Annotated in this window: 14 protein-coding genes, 1 tRNA gene and 1 pseudogene; 3 read left to right on the top strand and 13 right to left on the bottom strand. The window is 41.9% G+C overall.

The window, feature by feature from the left end:
• Nucleotides 1–10 precede the first annotated feature (10 nt).
• Entirely contained in the window at nucleotides 11–718 is a 708-nt protein-coding gene (gene yycF / locus C5Z25_RS07060; protein WP_105451988.1) for a response regulator YycF, read from the bottom strand.
• Between the two features lie 320 nt (nucleotides 719–1,038).
• Between yycF and C5Z25_RS07055 the strand changes: the two genes are divergently transcribed.
• Nucleotides 1,039–1,111: transfer RNA gene (locus C5Z25_RS07055), tRNA-Lys, on the top strand.
• A 589-nt stretch (nucleotides 1,112–1,700) separates the two neighbouring features.
• Here the strand turns inward: C5Z25_RS07055 and C5Z25_RS07045 are convergent.
• The 7 genes and pseudogenes from C5Z25_RS07045 to C5Z25_RS07015 form a co-directional block, all read right to left on the bottom strand.
• Nucleotides 1,701–3,350, bottom strand: coding sequence for a hypothetical protein (locus C5Z25_RS07045; RefSeq protein WP_105451986.1), 1,650 nt, complete (start codon nucleotides 3,348–3,350; stop codon nucleotides 1,701–1,703).
• A complete protein-coding gene (locus tag C5Z25_RS07040) occupies nucleotides 3,347–4,288 on the bottom strand; it encodes a glycosyltransferase family 2 protein (protein WP_105451985.1) in 942 nt (313 codons plus the stop codon). Before C5Z25_RS07040 ends, C5Z25_RS07045 begins: the two co-directional genes overlap by 4 nt.
• Complete coding sequence (locus C5Z25_RS07035; protein WP_105451984.1) at nucleotides 4,281–4,967, bottom strand: phosphatase PAP2 family protein; 687 nt, start codon at nucleotides 4,965–4,967, stop codon at nucleotides 4,281–4,283. The genes C5Z25_RS07040 and C5Z25_RS07035 overlap by 8 nt, the downstream gene beginning before the upstream one ends.
• Nucleotides 4,968–5,617, bottom strand: a pseudogene (locus C5Z25_RS07030) (VTT domain-containing protein).
• A gap of 53 nt (nucleotides 5,618–5,670) precedes the next feature.
• The gene (locus C5Z25_RS07025; RefSeq protein WP_105451983.1) at nucleotides 5,671–6,408 is read right to left on the bottom strand and encodes a COG4705 family protein; all 738 of its coding nucleotides are present in this window, start codon (nucleotides 6,406–6,408) and stop codon (nucleotides 5,671–5,673) included.
• 230 nt (nucleotides 6,409–6,638) lie between these two features.
• Complete coding sequence (locus C5Z25_RS07020; protein WP_105451982.1) at nucleotides 6,639–7,997, bottom strand: sensor histidine kinase; 1,359 nt, start codon at nucleotides 7,995–7,997, stop codon at nucleotides 6,639–6,641.
• A gap of 15 nt (nucleotides 7,998–8,012) precedes the next feature.
• A complete protein-coding gene (locus tag C5Z25_RS07015) occupies nucleotides 8,013–8,711 on the bottom strand; it encodes a response regulator transcription factor (RefSeq protein WP_105451981.1) in 699 nt (232 codons plus the stop codon).
• Between the two features lie 185 nt (nucleotides 8,712–8,896).
• Between C5Z25_RS07015 and C5Z25_RS07010 the strand changes: the two genes are divergently transcribed.
• Both C5Z25_RS07010 and pgmB read left to right on the top strand, forming a co-directional pair.
• On the top strand, nucleotides 8,897–9,349 hold the full coding sequence (locus tag C5Z25_RS07010) for a pyridoxamine 5'-phosphate oxidase family protein (protein WP_105451980.1): 453 nt from the start codon (nucleotides 8,897–8,899) through the stop codon (nucleotides 9,347–9,349).
• 346 nt (nucleotides 9,350–9,695) lie between these two features.
• A complete protein-coding gene (gene pgmB / locus C5Z25_RS07005; protein WP_105451979.1) occupies nucleotides 9,696–10,367 on the top strand; it encodes a beta-phosphoglucomutase in 672 nt (223 codons plus the stop codon).
• Between the two features lie 70 nt (nucleotides 10,368–10,437).
• Here pgmB and C5Z25_RS07000 read toward each other — a convergent pair whose 3' ends face one another.
• The 5 genes from C5Z25_RS07000 to dnaB all read right to left on the bottom strand — a co-directional run bounded on the left by C5Z25_RS07000 (nucleotide 10,438) and on the right by dnaB (nucleotide 16,512).
• Nucleotides 10,438–11,205, bottom strand: coding sequence for a Cof-type HAD-IIB family hydrolase (locus C5Z25_RS07000; RefSeq protein ID WP_105451978.1), 768 nt, complete (start codon nucleotides 11,203–11,205; stop codon nucleotides 10,438–10,440).
• A 410-nt stretch (nucleotides 11,206–11,615) separates the two neighbouring features.
• The gene (locus C5Z25_RS06995) at nucleotides 11,616–12,860 is read right to left on the bottom strand and encodes a glutamate-5-semialdehyde dehydrogenase (RefSeq protein WP_105451977.1); all 1,245 of its coding nucleotides are present in this window, start codon (nucleotides 12,858–12,860) and stop codon (nucleotides 11,616–11,618) included.
• Between the two features lie 19 nt (nucleotides 12,861–12,879).
• The gene (gene proB / locus C5Z25_RS06990) at nucleotides 12,880–13,677 is read right to left on the bottom strand and encodes a glutamate 5-kinase (protein ID WP_105451976.1); all 798 of its coding nucleotides are present in this window, start codon (nucleotides 13,675–13,677) and stop codon (nucleotides 12,880–12,882) included.
• Nucleotides 13,678–13,722: 45 nt separating this feature from the next.
• Nucleotides 13,723–14,922 carry an MDR family MFS transporter gene (locus C5Z25_RS06985; protein ID WP_234002725.1) on the bottom strand — a complete coding sequence of 400 codons (1,200 nt, stop codon included), beginning with the start codon at nucleotides 14,920–14,922 and terminating at the stop codon, nucleotides 13,723–13,725.
• Nucleotides 14,923–15,084: 162 nt separating this feature from the next.
• Nucleotides 15,085–16,512: a replicative DNA helicase gene (dnaB, locus tag C5Z25_RS06980; protein WP_105451975.1), complete on the bottom strand. Its 1,428-nt coding sequence runs from the start codon at nucleotides 16,510–16,512 to the stop codon at nucleotides 15,085–15,087.
• Nucleotides 16,513–16,520 lie beyond the last annotated feature (8 nt).

Below are 16,520 nucleotides of genomic sequence, written 5' to 3'. Positions count from 1 at the left end.
CTAACAACCTCTACTCATTTTCAGGATTGCGAAGATAGTACCCGACGCCTCGCCGAGTCACGAGCCATTTTGGATGACTCGGATTATCTTCAACTTTTTCTCGTAACCGCCGGACTGTGACATCAACTGTCCGCACATCACCAAAGTAGTCATATCCCCAAACAGTCTGGAGTAAATGTTCCCGCGTCATGACTTGACCGGTATGTTGGGCTAGGTAGTGTAATAATTCAAATTCACGGTGGGTGAGTTCAATGCTCTCACCTCGTTTAGAGACCATATAAGCATCCGGATGAATCACTAAATCACCGACTTCAATATCGGAATTGGCTTCTTCTTCAGCTGGTTGTGCCGCTGGGGCCCCTTGTCGACGTAAGTTCGCCTTGACTCGTGCCACCAATTCCCGGTTAGAGAAAGGTTTAGTCACATAATCATCGGCCCCCAGTTCCAAGCCCAAGACTTTATCGAGCTCTGAATCCTTAGCCGTGACCATAATAATTGGCATATCGTAGTTTTTACGGACTTGACGGGCTACTTCTAACCCATCCATTTTAGGTAACATTAAATCCAAGAGAATCAGGTCTGGTTGGACCTCATCCACTTTTTGAATGGCTTCTTCGCCATCTGCGGCCACGTGGACCTCATACCCTTCCTTCGTCAAATTAAACTTCATAATATCGGAAATCGGTTTTTCATCATCAACAACTAAAATCTTTTTCATACACAGCTTCCTCCTTAGGGGAAAATCAAGTTAAGTCAATTTTTTATTAAATCCATCGAATAATACAGCGCCGTAACGATCACAGCCTGCGTCAGGCGGGTTGAAGTCCTCTTTCAACACTGTTTTAGTATATCACAAATAACCGGGGCTTTCTTTGAATGCTAACCCGCATGATATCAGTATTTCCCGGGAAATATCTGGCAGCTAATCATGCTTTTTGACGTGACCGTTTTCAAGAAAATACCCTTTTTTTGAAAAAAGTTTCAAAATAGTATTGTCAGATGGCCGAATTCATGATATTATATTTTTTGTTGAGTTATGGGCAGTTAGCTCAGCTGGCAGAGCAACGGACTCTTAATCCGTGGGTCCAGGGTTCGATCCCCTGACTGCCCATCCATAACCACTAATCAGTTTTCACGCCGTGATAATCCACCGTGAGAGCTGATTTTTTTGTTGTCATAAAATGTTTCGCATTGTAAATATAATGATATTTACCGACCGTAAGTATTAAATGATCACTTTTATACGAGGTAAACTAAGCAAGCTTCATTTTACCAGTAGTATAAGCATCTTTAAAAATCCGAACAATCAAAAAAGGCGCTATGAATAGTTGGTATTAATGGCTTCTCACCGTTGATGCTGACTATTTATAGAACCTACAAAGCCTCAATTGCTACTGGTCAAAAATCGATAAATTGATAGATCAACGAGCGATGGTCATAAGTTCGCCCGTTGATTACAAGCGGTTGTGGGGCTAAGACAAAGTTACGGGTGCGCTGAATCCATAAAAATTGAACTTGCTTGGTCGTATTCTCAAGTTTGATTTGATATCGACCCGAAACTAATTTTTGTGGCTTAATTAGACGTCCCTTGGTATTAAGGGTCATACGCTGACCAGTGGTAACGTTGATTAATTGCCCCTTGATTTTTGAGTGTCGTGGCAAACTCAATTCAACCCGAGTCGCAACGTGGTTTAATTGAATTATTTGGGTAACCGTTGTCCTTGGCTTAATCGCCGTTTTAGCTGCACCATACTGGGCTGACAATTGACTTCGCTGCGCAGCCACAATCTGCGGTTGCGGCTGTCCATGATATCCCAGCTGATAGCTATACCAAGAATCATTAGCAGCAACACTATCCTTAACCCTCGCAGCCAAGTTTTTTTAGCTTGCTGTCGTTGTGGCGGACCAACTACCGGAATCGCAAAGCTATTAAGAGCTAATAGTAATGGGAAAATGATTTGCCCGTACCGACTTTCAGCTTCCCATAATAACGTGTGAAAAGCCAAATAACCCAGAATTAAGATCACGATTAATTCAAAACATACTGGTATTCGTGCTAACTTGCTTAGCAATCGACTTCGTTTAATCACCATAATGGCTAATAAAATCCAGTACACTCGAAAAATCAGTGACCCCAGCGTACTGAAAAACACACCATACCGTTGATAAAATGTTGGTGCCACTTGATAGCCACCCGTGTAAGCTTGTTGAATCGAACTAACATTTAATAATTTAACAAGTTTGGTCAACCATTGCATCAAAATGCCTTTAATTCCCAACGTCTCCAGGCGCTTGGGTAATTCTCGTTTAATATATGCTTGTCGGGCTTGCTTTGTTTTAAGTTGGTTAAGTTTATCAACATCTGTACTCGAATAACTGCCGGCCGATTTGGCATTAAACCCCATCAGAATCCATGAACTAGTCGGCAATTCATACCTAGATTTCGTTTCAAATTGAACAACTTGCATCAATCCTGATTTCGTTGGCACCGTCGCAATAAACCCCATACCAATGATAAGCCACGGTAACCACCATTTCACTAGTAACCGCAGATCATAGCTAGCCAACATACCGATCACTACTATAATCGCTACTAGTAAAACAATTAAATTTGGTTTGATTAACTGTCCTACTAAAGTTGTCAAAAACAATCCTAGCCCTGCTAACCCCTTTTTAATCCCGGTTAATGTGGGCCAGCTCATCAAAATAGCGACCAAGCTTGCTAGTAGGAAAAGACTTGGCATGTCAGAGTAAAAAACCTGTAAATAATACGTATAAGCAAATGGACTGATAACAAAAAACAGTAGTGTTGCCAAGGTGTATCCATTACGCCGGCCTTGTTGCTGGATTAATTTTAGGATAATGATTATGAAACCATCTAAAAAAAGCAGCGATAATACTTGCAAAGCCCAATTAGTTGAAAGATGAAAAATTGACATTAATTTTAGCCATGCCGTCATCCCGACAACTAAGGGGACATTATTAGGATATCGCCAAAAATAAGTACTTATCCCCCAATTATGACTGCCCGTACATAACACTTCAGCTTGCGCTAACAAACGGAATGGATCATGATAAATTGTTACTGGAAAAAACTGTAACCGCAAGACTTGAATAATAACAATAACAACAAAACCAATCCAGATTAAAAATTTCATCTGCCGATTGGTTAAGTGATTCACACACCGATTCAACCACGGTAGTCCTGTTAAGCCTAAAATAACGACGGCCATAACTATCAAACTAAGACTAAGATTTAGCGGTTCAATAATATTTGAAATGATACCAATTAATAGGCTGATCCATAAAATCAACATAAATAATCGTGTTATTAACGTTCGTTGTATCATTTTAGGACCATTTCAATCGTGTACCGCGGTCGGTGCTTGGCTTCAGCAGTTAGCTTTCCTATATACTCACCAATAATACCTAAACTAACCATCTGTAGCCCCCCTAGAATCCAAATCGAAATCATCAATGATGACCAACCATGCACGGCTAATCCTAGCCACTTAACCGTGAACGTATAAATTAACATGAATACACCTAATAATCCTGCTGCTAAACCAATCGCCAGAATTAATCGAACGGGTGCAATCGTAAATGAAGTTACCCCATCCCATGCAAAAGCCAACATTTTTTTCAATGGATACTTCGACTCTCCAGCCATGCGCGGTGCTCGTTTATAGTAGACTTTCTCAGTCCTAAAACCTAGCATTGGAATAACACCTCTAATAAACATATTACGTTCATGATATTGTAAAAATGTCATAATCGCCCGTTTTGACATTAATCTAAAATCAGCATGATTGGGAACCAACTCAACGCCTAAAAAGTTAAGACTTCGATAAAAGAATTGTGCCGTATTACGTTTGAACCAAGTATCGGTATCACGATTATTTCGAACACCATAAATAATATCTGTACCTGTATTGAATTTAGTGACCATCTCGGCAATAACGTTAGGATCATCTTGTAAGTCAGCATCAATTGTAACAACCATGTCTGCTGTCTTAACGACCGTTGTCATACCAGCAATTAACGCATTTTGATGGCCAAAATTCCGACTAAACTTAATCCCTTTAACCCGAGAATCCTTGGTATGCTGTGCCGTAACTAATTCCCAAGTCTGGTCACTAGACCCATCATCAACAAATACTAATTCTGAATCAGGTGCAATTTGTTGTTGCTTCGTTAAGTCATCTAAAACTCGGATTAACCGCTTAACTGATACTGGGAATACAGCCGCTTCATTAAAAGCCGGCACAACAATTGCCAATTTATTCATGACTATCGACCTTCTTATTTTTTGAGTCTTCACCAACTAATCGCGCAATTATGCGTGTATAACGTTGCTTAAAACCTAACATACCGCTCCACCAAGCAAGTGCTAGTAAGACACTGCCAATAATATCCGATGGGAAATGGGCTCTTAGATAGATTCGTGAAAAAGCAATTACTAAAAACCAAACCCCGGCAGTCAGGATAACAATTAATTGAACTTCCGGATTTTTAAATTGCGGTACAATTACGAAAATAACAATTAAAACTAATAAGGCCGCACTAAATGCGTGCCCACTAGGAAAACTAAACCCACTTTCGGCAACTAATTGTTGCGTTGGTCGGGCACGCTGAATCACTTCTTTGAACATGAAGGCCAGCCCTTCGCCACCTAGAAGCGTTCCGCCTAACCAAATTGCTAATACCCGTTCATCTCGACAAAAATACCAAACAACCATGACCATCACTAGCATAATGACCACGACAGGACTTCCTGTCATGGCAGCTAAGGTTAAGAACCATGTCGTTTGGCTAGTAACCAGTGGCTGGATTGCCAATTGAATGCTAGTATCAAATTGTGCCAAGCCAAGCGGCCAATTCATAGCTACCATCCCGGCTAAACTGATAAACAACACTGTACATATCATGCCAACTATTAGCCAATCATTACGATGACTTGTTTTCAATTAAATCAGTCCCTTTGAAAGTTTTCTTTTAAGTACAATAATGATGGTTGGCAACAGCGAAATAATGACGATTGCTAACATGATTAATTCAAAATGTGCTTGAACCATGGGAATATTGCCAAAGAAATAACCGGCTAACACTGCTACATTCACCCAACAAATCCCCCAATGATGTTATACAGCACAAACTTGCGATAATTCATCTTGCTGATACCCGCAATAAAAGGGATTAAAGTTCGCACAATTGGCATAAATCGGCCTAAAAAAATTGCACCACTTCCATATCGTTTAAAAAAACGTTGCGTTAATTGTAAATGGGCTGGTTTCAGCCAACGACGTCCACGCACACTTGTGGTTAACCGTTGACCAAACGAGCGGCCAATTTCAAAATTAACACTGTCACCTAACACTGCTGCAATACTTAACAGTATGATTAAGAGCGCTAGGTTAAGTGAGTGCGTCGTCAATGCTGCAATCGATCCACACAAAAACAATAGCGAATCACCTGGTAAAAATGGTGTGACTACTAGACCAGTTTCAATAAAAATAACTAAAAACAAACCGATGTAAATCAAACTACCATATTGCGAAATTAGATTTGGTAATAAAGTATTCAGATTTAAAATTGAAGCTGCTAGGGTTGTTAACATCGTCATTCTCCTCATTTTCCTTACGTCTTCGTCAAATTAGTTTTGCATAATCACTAAGCTTTAACATCACGTTTTTTAAAACCATAAATTATTAGTACGCTTAGGGCTCCTAGCCATAGTAAATCGACTAATTGATAACCTAACGCTGGTTGACCTAATGCCAAATAAGTTGCAGCTGTCATTCCGACCGGTTGCAGCAAGCTAGTGGCCCCAATAAAGGCAATCAATTTTACCAACCGTTGATGACTCATTTGATACCCGAAAACACTGACTAATAACAAGCCACTCAAACTAATTAATTGTGTCACCCTCGCCAATTGGAATACCGTTGTAACCCAGCTATTAGTCGCACTGCCGAATAAAAAACTCACTATCGTTATTAACCAATAATCCTTTTCAGCTTGAGCCGTGACAATCCTAGTAACAGTTAACGATTCTTTCAATGCTCGCCAGCGCCAAATAATCACACTTCCACTACCACCGGCGATCATCAACAACCCCTCATCAGAAATACCTAATCCGGCCACCATTAAGTCAATGAACGCTGTCTCCATAACTACTAATGACGTCACGGTGGCCCAATAAAATCCCGGCTGGTAATCCTCATTTTGACATTGTGAGGTCAACAAGGTGCCCATAGCAACACACGCAATTAATAAAGTCGCTGGCTGTGAAATAATTGTCATTAAAGTTGCCGTCACGGAACTACCTAGACCGGTTATCGTCAATTCCGTCAGCCAAAAAGCAACCCCGAAATTAGGAACCTTGGGTAACTCAAATCGCTGTTGCAACTCATTCACCTCGGTTTTTAGGATAGCTATAGCATACTCATTAAGGCTGTTGATAAAAAGTTAGGTTTGATAAACTAATTATGAAATTTTTTTAGTTTAAAAACGCAATGCCTGCCAATCCCACTTTCAAAGCGGGTCATTTCTGAGATATTTTCAGAATACGCACTAAAATAAGCTTCAAAAAATGGCATCATTTTTTGAAGCTTATTTTTATAATGATTTAACCCGCATTAATGCTTAAAAGCTAGTGTGAAAATACTCCCTTGCGGTTGATTATCAGTAACAGTTAAGGTGGCATGATTTAGACTGGCTAAGCGCTTGGCAATAGCTAAACCTAACCCGGTCCCATTGGTCGTTCCCCGCACATCCGCACCCCGATAAAAACGATCAAAAACTTTGGTCTTATCAGCGGCTATAATTCCTGGGCCAACATCTACGACTTGCACCAATAGTTCACTATTATTAGCCACCTGCAATCGCAATTCCAGTAAACTTTCAGCCGGTGTATATTTGCCGGCATTCGTCAGGAGACTAGTGACAATCTGATTAACACTGTCTTGATTAGCCGTAACTTCAATGGCTGCTGGTATCACTAATTTTAATTTTTGACTTAAAACTGGCTGCATGCGCTGTGCTAATTCAGTCAATGATGCACTGATATCATACGGAGCTAGTGGTAGTACCACCTTATCCGCCCGTGATAAAACCAAAAGTTCATCTACCAAAGTTTGCATTTGCTGCGACTCTTCATTAATATAACCAAGTGATTTTTCAATAATTTCTGGATGGGCTTTACTACGGCGTAATACCAACTGTGCATTACTTTTAATAGTTGCAATTGGCGTCCGTAACTCATGTGCTGCATTCATCACAAAATTTTTTTCTCGTTCTGTTTGTTGATAGACTTCGGCCAATAAATCATTAAAACTAAGCGCTAAGGTCTGCACTTCAGTTGGTTTATCAGGAACCGGCAATTTAATCAGCTGATCATTATTATCAGTTACAGCCACTTGTGCAGCCGCAGTTAACGTTGTTAAAGGCGCCGTCAATCGCTTAGCAACCAATCGAATATAGAACGGACTCACCAGTAATGTTAATCCTAAAATAACAATCATTACTTCAATAACTCGCATGAGCAATTCCAATTGATTGTTCAATTTTACCCATAATTGATAGTGGATACCGTGAGCGTGACCATGGACCATATATAAAAATCCAACATGATTACGATAGTATAAGTTCTTAATTAATGGCACCTTTTTAGGACTAACTTTCAGCAAATCAATCGTATCTGGTGAATAATAGTTTTTGGTTTTCGCATGTACCCGCATATTCTGAACATGAACATAGCTGGTACTTGTATCTAAAGTACTATTTCGCCGCCAATTTTTCCAATCATGATTACCATCAATAACCGTTTTTTCCAGACTTTTCACAATGTTAACAGAATTTTCATTAGCGACTTCTAGCAACTGATGCCCAACAGCAACAACTGTTGTTAATCCTAATAATAACGTTATTGCAACCACCATAAAAATCATATTTCGCAACATGATTGAAGCATTATTCTGTTTAACCTGTATTTTCATTCGTCATTTTCCTCACTAGCTATAGTTAGTCGCTAAAGCGTATCCCACGCCACGCACTGTTTGAATAAGCTTGATCTCATGCGGATTACAATCAATTTTATTCCGCAAATATCTGACATACACGTCTACGATATTTGGCTGCCCTTCAAAGTCAATGCCCCAAACTGCATTCAACAATTCTTCACGCGTACAGGTCTCACCACTATGCTTAAATAATTCTAACAACAACTGAAATTCTCTTTGCGTTAATTGAATATTCTGCTCATGTCGACTCACTTGTTTCGTTTTAACATCTAAATTTAAATCAGCTAATCGGTAATACTGACTATCATCCACATGATTTTCTTGGTGCCGTAATGCCACTTGCATCCGTGCCAACAATTCTTCAATATCAAATGGCTTCGTTACATAATCATCAGCACCGCCTTGTAGTCCTGCGACTTTATCCCCAACATAATCGCGCGCAGTTAACATAATTACAGGAACGGTTAGACTTTGACGCCGAATACGCCGCAATACGCCCAATCCATCTAACTTTGGTAACATCCAATCAAGAATTATTAAATTAATTTCATTTTGATTTTCATGAAACAGCGTTACTGCCTGCAAACCATCCGCAGCCTTAATAACCTCGTAGTCTTCAAATTGAAATTCAGTTGCTAATGAGTCAGCCAGTCCTGGTTCATCTTCTACTAGTAATATTGTTTTTTTCATATGCTAAATGACCTCAATATGTTTTTATTACTTCAAAGGATACACCATTTAAATTTAAAAAAATTAAATATGTCATCGAAATTAGCACTTTCCATGGCTCAGATTCCCCAAAGCAAATCAAATGACAACCGCACCCCCTTCCGGCATACTAGCATTAGCTAGTTTCAAAAAAGGAGGGGGTTCAAATGCAACATACGACCCGTCAGGCCGCTCTGCAAATGATTCAAACAACACCGGTCTTTACCGTAGCAACCGTTGATACAACTGGATTTCCAACGCTGGTTGCATTAAGTCCATTACCGACTCACCGGACACTCGAACAGCTCTTTTTCTATACCAGCCGTCAAACCATGACAGCCCAAAATATTCAGCATAATCGCCGGGCGACATTATTTTGTTATCATCTGGCCGACTATGCGTCTTTAATGCTCAAAGGACATCTAACACTCAGCAGTCCCGAACAAATAGGCCCCACTTGGCAACCGGAGCTCACTACCTTTCAGCAACAATTGGCTTATAAAGATCCCGTTATCCTACGCTTTCAAACCCAAACGATTAAAATTCGTCAAGCCATGACCATTGATCATCTTGAGCGCGTCGCTAATACTGCTGAATGGACTAGTCTTAACCCCAATTAACACCCTCACGGCCAACAGGTCTGCGGGCGTTTTTTTGACTAAGCCACCACGAAGCAAAACACCCAGATTAGAAAATGACCAACAGTCACCATTCCCATCAACTTTTCAGGATTATTACAACTTCATTCCAAAATTAATGAAAGCGTTGTCAATAACGGTGTAAGTCGGTATAATGACTTTGACCAATAGCATTTACAAACACTGAACTCGTACTGAAAGCATTCATCTGGGTATCACGGTGACTACTGACCAGCAACCCACGAGTCAACTTACGGCTAAAATGCACCATTTACAGGCCAATCAACCACTAACGGTGGCCGATGCCGAAAATTAGGAGGCTCTTACAATGGCAAAATTTTCTGATATTAAAGGCTTTGTTTTCGATTTAGATGGGGTGATTACGGATACTTCGATTTTTCATAGCCAGGCTTGGCATCAAGTGGCAGATCAAGTCGGCGTCAAGTGGGACGACCACTTGGCGGATGCTTTAAAAGGCATTAGTCGCATGGATTCATTAAATCTGATTTTAGCGCATGACCATCGTGAAAATGACTTTACACTTGCTGAAAAAACAACGCTAGCAACGCAAAAAAATGAGAATTACTTAAAATTAGTCGCCCAAATGACGCCGGCTAATATTCTCCCTGGCATTAAACCATTCTTAGCAGATTTAAAGGCTCATGGTTACTTACTATCACTAGCTTCAGCTTCAAAAAATTCACCACTCGTTTTAAAACACTTGGGCTTAGAAGCTTATTTCACGAAATCAATTGACCCCACGAGTTTAACTCATGGGAAACCCGATCCTGAGATTTTCCGTCGTGGAGCTGAAATTCTCAACTTGGATCCGCAACAATGCATTGGGGTCGAAGATGCCGCTGCTGGCGTGCAATCAATTAATGGCGCCGGTGAGACTTCAATTGGGATTGGTGACGCAACCGTGCTCGCCGCAGCTGACATTAATTTTGCCACCACCGCTCAGCTCACGTTAGCCAACATTAAAGCTGCCATGGCTTAACCCTACCAGCTAAAAAGTGTTCGGGAATAATCCTCGAACACTTTTTTAGGTTCCAATAATTGATCAAAACTCAAATCAAGTCAAAATGTTGCAGCCCTTGTCTGATGCCATCATGCTCATTATCAGCGGTCACATAACGTGCCAAGCGTTTAACTTGCGGATTGCCATTGTCCATTGCGACAGGATACTGCACGCGGTGAAGCATCTCAATATCATTTAAGTCATCACCAAACGCATACGTGGGCACCTGGGTTAACTGCGCTGTCCTTAAGATATCATCAATCCCACTTGCTTTTGAAACACCCCATTGCATCGTATCTAACGCCTGCGGATTATTACGAACTAAGCTCAAACGCCCTCGATACCGTTGCTGATATTGTTCGGCAGCATGCGTATTAAAAATAAGTAAAAAGTTAATATGGTGATCCCGATAGTAATTCGGACGAACCTGAACCGCTTGTTGTAAGCTGTGATAGTTATGAACCGTTAACGCATCTTGATGACTTAGCGCAAAACCGGCGTTGTTGTAGTAGGCCAAGGCTTCTCCGCGCTGATTCGCAAAGTGCGTGATATCCGTTAATAGGTCTTTATCCAATTCATGCGCCGCTAAAAATTGCCCTTGATATTGCACATAACTCCCGTTAGCACTCACGATTGAATCAATGTGCGTTTGGCGCATAATAGACGCTACTTCAAACACATTACGGCCAGTCGCAATGACCGGTAAAATCTGGTTGGCCCGCAACTGTTGAATCGCTTGCACGCTACTAGGAGCCACTGTTTTGTCGTCCCGCATTAGGGTCCCATCTAAATCAAAAAACACCACTGCTTGATACACGTTGAATTCCCCCTTATGAAAAACCATCACCTTGAAGTTCATGTCCGCTTAAGTATAACCCGCTTAGCCAAAAAGCACCGGTCTCAACCCAGTTAGAAAACAAAAAAAAGCCATGACCAATCAAGGAAGTCATGACCTAATTTTACGTCTTTAAGGATCGACGGGGATACTTCTTAATGACTAATCGCGGGGTGCTGATTAAGAAGTACACCCATAATATAGCGCTATCCCAGCTAAGCAACTAGCACGTTATTGTAAAAAATATGTAAACTTCTTTACAATTCTCAATTACAGCCGCAATAACCGTTGTTTAATTTTAACCGACTAGTTATTCAAACCAACCATTAGAATGGCGTCAGCAGGCTTTGAACGTCCAATCTGTCCCGCTTAAGGCCTGCTGGCATCTTAATTTAAGCCCGCGTCTGGCCATTGCCGTCAATCACATACTTATATGAGGTTAATTCAGCTAAGCCCATTGGCCCACGTGCGTGTAATTTTTGCGTTGAAATTCCGATTTCGGCACCAAACCCAAATTCAAAACCATCCGTGAATCGTGTGGAAGCATTAATATAAACACATGCCGCATCTACCCGTTGCTGAAAGACTTTGCCAGCTTGATAATCATCCGTCACAATTGCTTCAGAATGCTGCGTATTATAATGATTGATATGCGTAATTGCGGCGGCTTCCGAATCAACCACCTTAATCGCAATGATTAAATCATTATATTCGGTACTCCAATCAGCCGCCGTCGCTGGCTTAACATCTGGCACAATGGCTTGCGTCGCTGCATCACCACGGACCTCCACATGATGTTTTCGTAGTGCTTTGATAATCGTTGGCAAATAGTCAGCTGCCACTGCCCGATGAATCAATAATTTTTCAGTTGCGTTACAAACGGATGGCCGTTGGACTTTCCCGTTCACGACAATCGCTGTCGCCATTGGTAATTGTGCCGCTTGATCAACATACACATGACAATTGCCAGCGCCGGTTTCGATTACAGGCACCGTCGCTGTTGCCAGGACCGTTTGGATTAAGCGGGCACTCCCACGGGGAATCAACACATCCACATAATCCGTCAATTGCATGAAGGCTGCAGCCGTCTGATGCGACGTATCTTGAATTAATTGAATCGCATTCTGATCGATTGCCATCGCCGCCAATACATCTCGTAAAATTGTCACTAAAGCCTGATTAGAATGCAAGGCCTCTTTACCGCCACGCAAAATGACAGCATTCCCCGTTTTAAAACATAGCGCCGACGCATCAATCGTCACATTCGGCCGGGCTTCAAAGATCATCCCAATCACCCCTAACGGTACCCGTTCCTTGGTTATCAGCAGACCAGCCGCATTCCGCCAACCACGATCAACCGTGCCAATCGGATCCGCTAACGCTGCCACTTGTTCCAGACCAGTTGCCATCGCAGCAATCCGCTCGGCTGTTAGCGTCAACCGATCAATAAATTTTGCTGGGATTTGCGGATTAGCTAAGTCTTTGGCATTAGCCGCCAAAATATCAGCTTGATGAGTCGTCAGTGCCGTCGCCATTGCCCGTAAAACTGCATTCTTTTTAGTTGTTGTTAATAATCCTAAGGTGTAACTTGCTGCTTGGGCTTGCGCCCCTAATTGGTCTAAATTAACTGTTGCCATCTGCCGCTTCCTCCTTAATTCAACGCCCGAATAACGTTCCGAGCGGTTCACCATCAAGTAAGTCAAAAATCACCGTTGGGTCTGCCCCATTTGCCAAAATCATTTGACCATGGGCCGCAATCATCCGTTCAGCCGCTTTTAACTTGGTTACCATGCCACCCGTGCCAAAACGACTGCCACTACCACCAGCCAACGCATAAATCTGGTCGTCAACTTGCGCAATATGGGGCACCAGTTGCGTCGCCGGGTCCTTGGGATTGCCATCATAAAACCCATCAATATCTGACAACATAATTAATAAATCCGCCCCAATATTAGTCGCTACAATTGCTGACAATTGATCATTATCACCGAATTTAGTCTCATGATCCAACTCATCAACTGCGACCGTATCATTCTCATTCACAATTGGGACCACCTTTTCGGCTAGTAACGCTTCAAACGTATTCAAGACATTATGATGACTGGTCGGGTAAACAAAAATATCGCGCGTTAATAATAATTGCCCAATTTTTTGCTCATAAATAGCGAAACGTTCTTTATAGATTGCAATCAGTTCAGTCTGCCCAATTGACGCAATTGCTTGTTGTTCTGGAATAGCCGCTGGGCGTTTCGTAAGTCCCATATAATTGAGTCCGACACCAATTGCCCCCGAAGACACCAAGACAACTTCACGGCCGCGATGCTGCATTGCACTAATCACAAATGCCAATTGATCAATTGCCCGCAGATTAATTGCCCCATCTGGGTAGACTAGCGTGCTCGTCCCAACTTTAATCACCACGCGTTTTGCGCGAATTTTTCGTTTATCACTCACGATTTGGCACCCACCTCTAACTGATTTGTTTCACGTGAAACATTTTTATTTAACCGGACCATCCATGTAATTGACCGCTTTTTGGTGATTCGTCCGAACCACCACCATATTAATACCTAAGACTACCAGTAAAACGCCAAAAGCCAATAAAAACAAACTCTTATATGACCAATTATCAATAATCACGCCGCCAAATAACGGGCCAAACGATCGACCCAAAGCACAAAATGCTTGCACAAGGCCTTGATAGCGTCCTTTTGACCGAACCGGTGATAATTGACTGACTAGTGTCGGAATTGCCGGTGACCAAGTTGCTTCCCCAATCGTTAACAGAATCATGGCAAAGATAAAATGTGGATAATCATGAGCAATCACTAGTGACAGGAAAGATAAGCCCACAAAAAACATGCCAAAGAAAAATTGATAGTAAAGATTCTTAACCCGATTGCCTAGCAAACTTAAGATGCTTTGAATAACCACTAATAGCCCGGCATTGACCGTCCATAAAAAGCTATAGTTCCTCAATGGCATCCCTAAATTAGTCATGTAAACCGATAAATTGCTGACCCATTGCTCGTATAATAGCCAAATAATAAATAAACTAATAAAAAACGTCCAAATAATGCGATAATTAGCCCGTGGTAACTGAATTGCCCGTGCTTGCCGCGGATCCACCCCCGTGACGTTCGAAGAATCAACGTTGTACTTAAATAATGCAATCACTAGAAAAATCACATAAAGTCCCGTAGTCATTGAAAATAACAACGCCATGCCCGAGCTATAGACAATACCCACAAACATCGTGCCAAAAACCACGCCCAAGTTAGCGGCTAAATACATAAACGTAAAGGTGCGTCGGATTTTTTCACGGGGAACACTTGCAGCTAGTGCATTGAACATCGTATTCAGCCAACCACTAGCAAAGCCAGTCACTACGAGCAACATTGGGTACCATGGCCAACTGTGATAAAAAATCAACATGAAGTTAGCCCCGCCATTCAAGAGAATTCCCATTAACAGGAGATAATACGGGTTACCACGGTCAAAGACCCGCCCGCCAATCGTACTCGCTAATACATTCGCCACAGAATTAAGCAATAACACGATTCCCGTTTCCGTCAATGATTTTCCCAATACATTATGCATATAAATGGTCGTTAATGGCCAAATAAAACTCATTCCGATATTATTCATAAACTGCCCAACAATTAACCATGGTATGCCAATGGTTTGTTTACGTGTCATATCTGCATCCCCATCCTTTTTAAAGCCTTACTCCCATCATAGCAAACTCAATTTAAAATAACAGGGCACGCCGGCTGGTTCCACAGGGTAATTAGTGAAATTTCGATGCTAAAAAAGAGCTTGGCATTTAACTACCAAACTCTACTCATCATGATTAATTAGTTACGCTTGTTGTGGGTCTTGCGCATAGGAGACCGACGAAAACTTATTGAATGGTTTAACAAACAATAATTTCACGGTGCCACGCGCCCCGGCCCGATTCTTTTCAATAATAACTTCGACTTCACCGACATCTTCAGAGGCATCCTGTTCACGTGGATCGCCACCATTGAAGTTACCGCCACCGCCGAAATTACCACCACTATCATCATCGTCGCCTTCGCGATCATAATAATCTTCCCGATATAAGAACGCGACAATGTCGGCATCCTGTTCAATTGACCCAGATTCACGAATATCGGATAGCACCGGTCGTTTATCTTGCCGTTGCTCCACGCCCCGTGATAGCTGAGATAAGGCAATCACCGGGACACCTAATTCTTTAGCCAGCTTCTTCATTTGACGTGAGATTTCGGAAACTTCTTGTTGCCGACTTTCGTTATTACCACCTTCGATTAGCTGTAAATAATCCACGACAATTAAGCCGAGGTTACCTTGTTCTTTTGCTAATCGTCGACTTTTCGCCCGGATTTCAGACATTTTGATTCCCGGCGTATCATCAATATAAATGCTAGCTTTGGAGAGACTCCCCATCGCCACCACCAAGTGTTCCCACTCTTCTTCATTCAATTGACCCGTCCGCAAATGCCCAGCATCAATACTGCCTTCTGCACACAACATCCGGTTAACCAAGGATTCAGCGCCCATTTCCAAACTAAAAAGGGCCACGGTGGTATCCGTCTTAGTTGCAACGTTTTGCGCAATGTTTAACGCAAAGGCCGTTTTACCAACGGCCGGTCGCGCTGCTAAAATGATCAAGTTATCCGGTTGCAAGCCCGCTGTCATCTTATCTAATTCCGTAAAGCCGGTTGGTAACCCCGTAATATCATCATCATTTTGATATAACCGATCGATTTCTTCAATTGATGAATTTAACACGTCCGAAATTGATTTAAATCCACTCTGATTACGCTGTTCTGAGACATTCATAATGTCTCGTTCCGCATCATCTAGTAGGGTGGTCACATCGTCATTTTCAGTATAGGCCTTAGTCGTAATTTCCGTGGCCGTCTTAATTAATCGCCGGACCGTGGCTTTTTGTGCGACAATTTTGGCATAGTAACCCGCATTGGCCGCCGTTGGTACGGACCCCGCGAGTTCAGCAATATAGCTCATCCCGCCAACATCATCTAATTGATTTTGCGCCGTCAATAAATCACTGACCGTCACTGCATCAATGGCTTCATCACGATCATTTAATGTGACCATGCATGCAAAAATAATTTGATGGGCCCGGCGATAAAAGTCTTGTGCTTCCACGAATTCCATCGCTTCGACTAACGCATCACTATTTAAGAAAACGGCACCGAGGACCGCCTTTTCAGCTTCAATATTTTGTGGTGGTGTTTGATCTAACCCATCATTGTTCATGCGCGATC

This window comes from Lactobacillus sp. CBA3605 (assembly GCF_002970915.1).
Taxonomy (GTDB): domain Bacteria; phylum Bacillota; class Bacilli; order Lactobacillales; family Lactobacillaceae; genus Lactiplantibacillus.
This window is presented reverse-complemented; position numbering and strand designations above follow the sequence as displayed.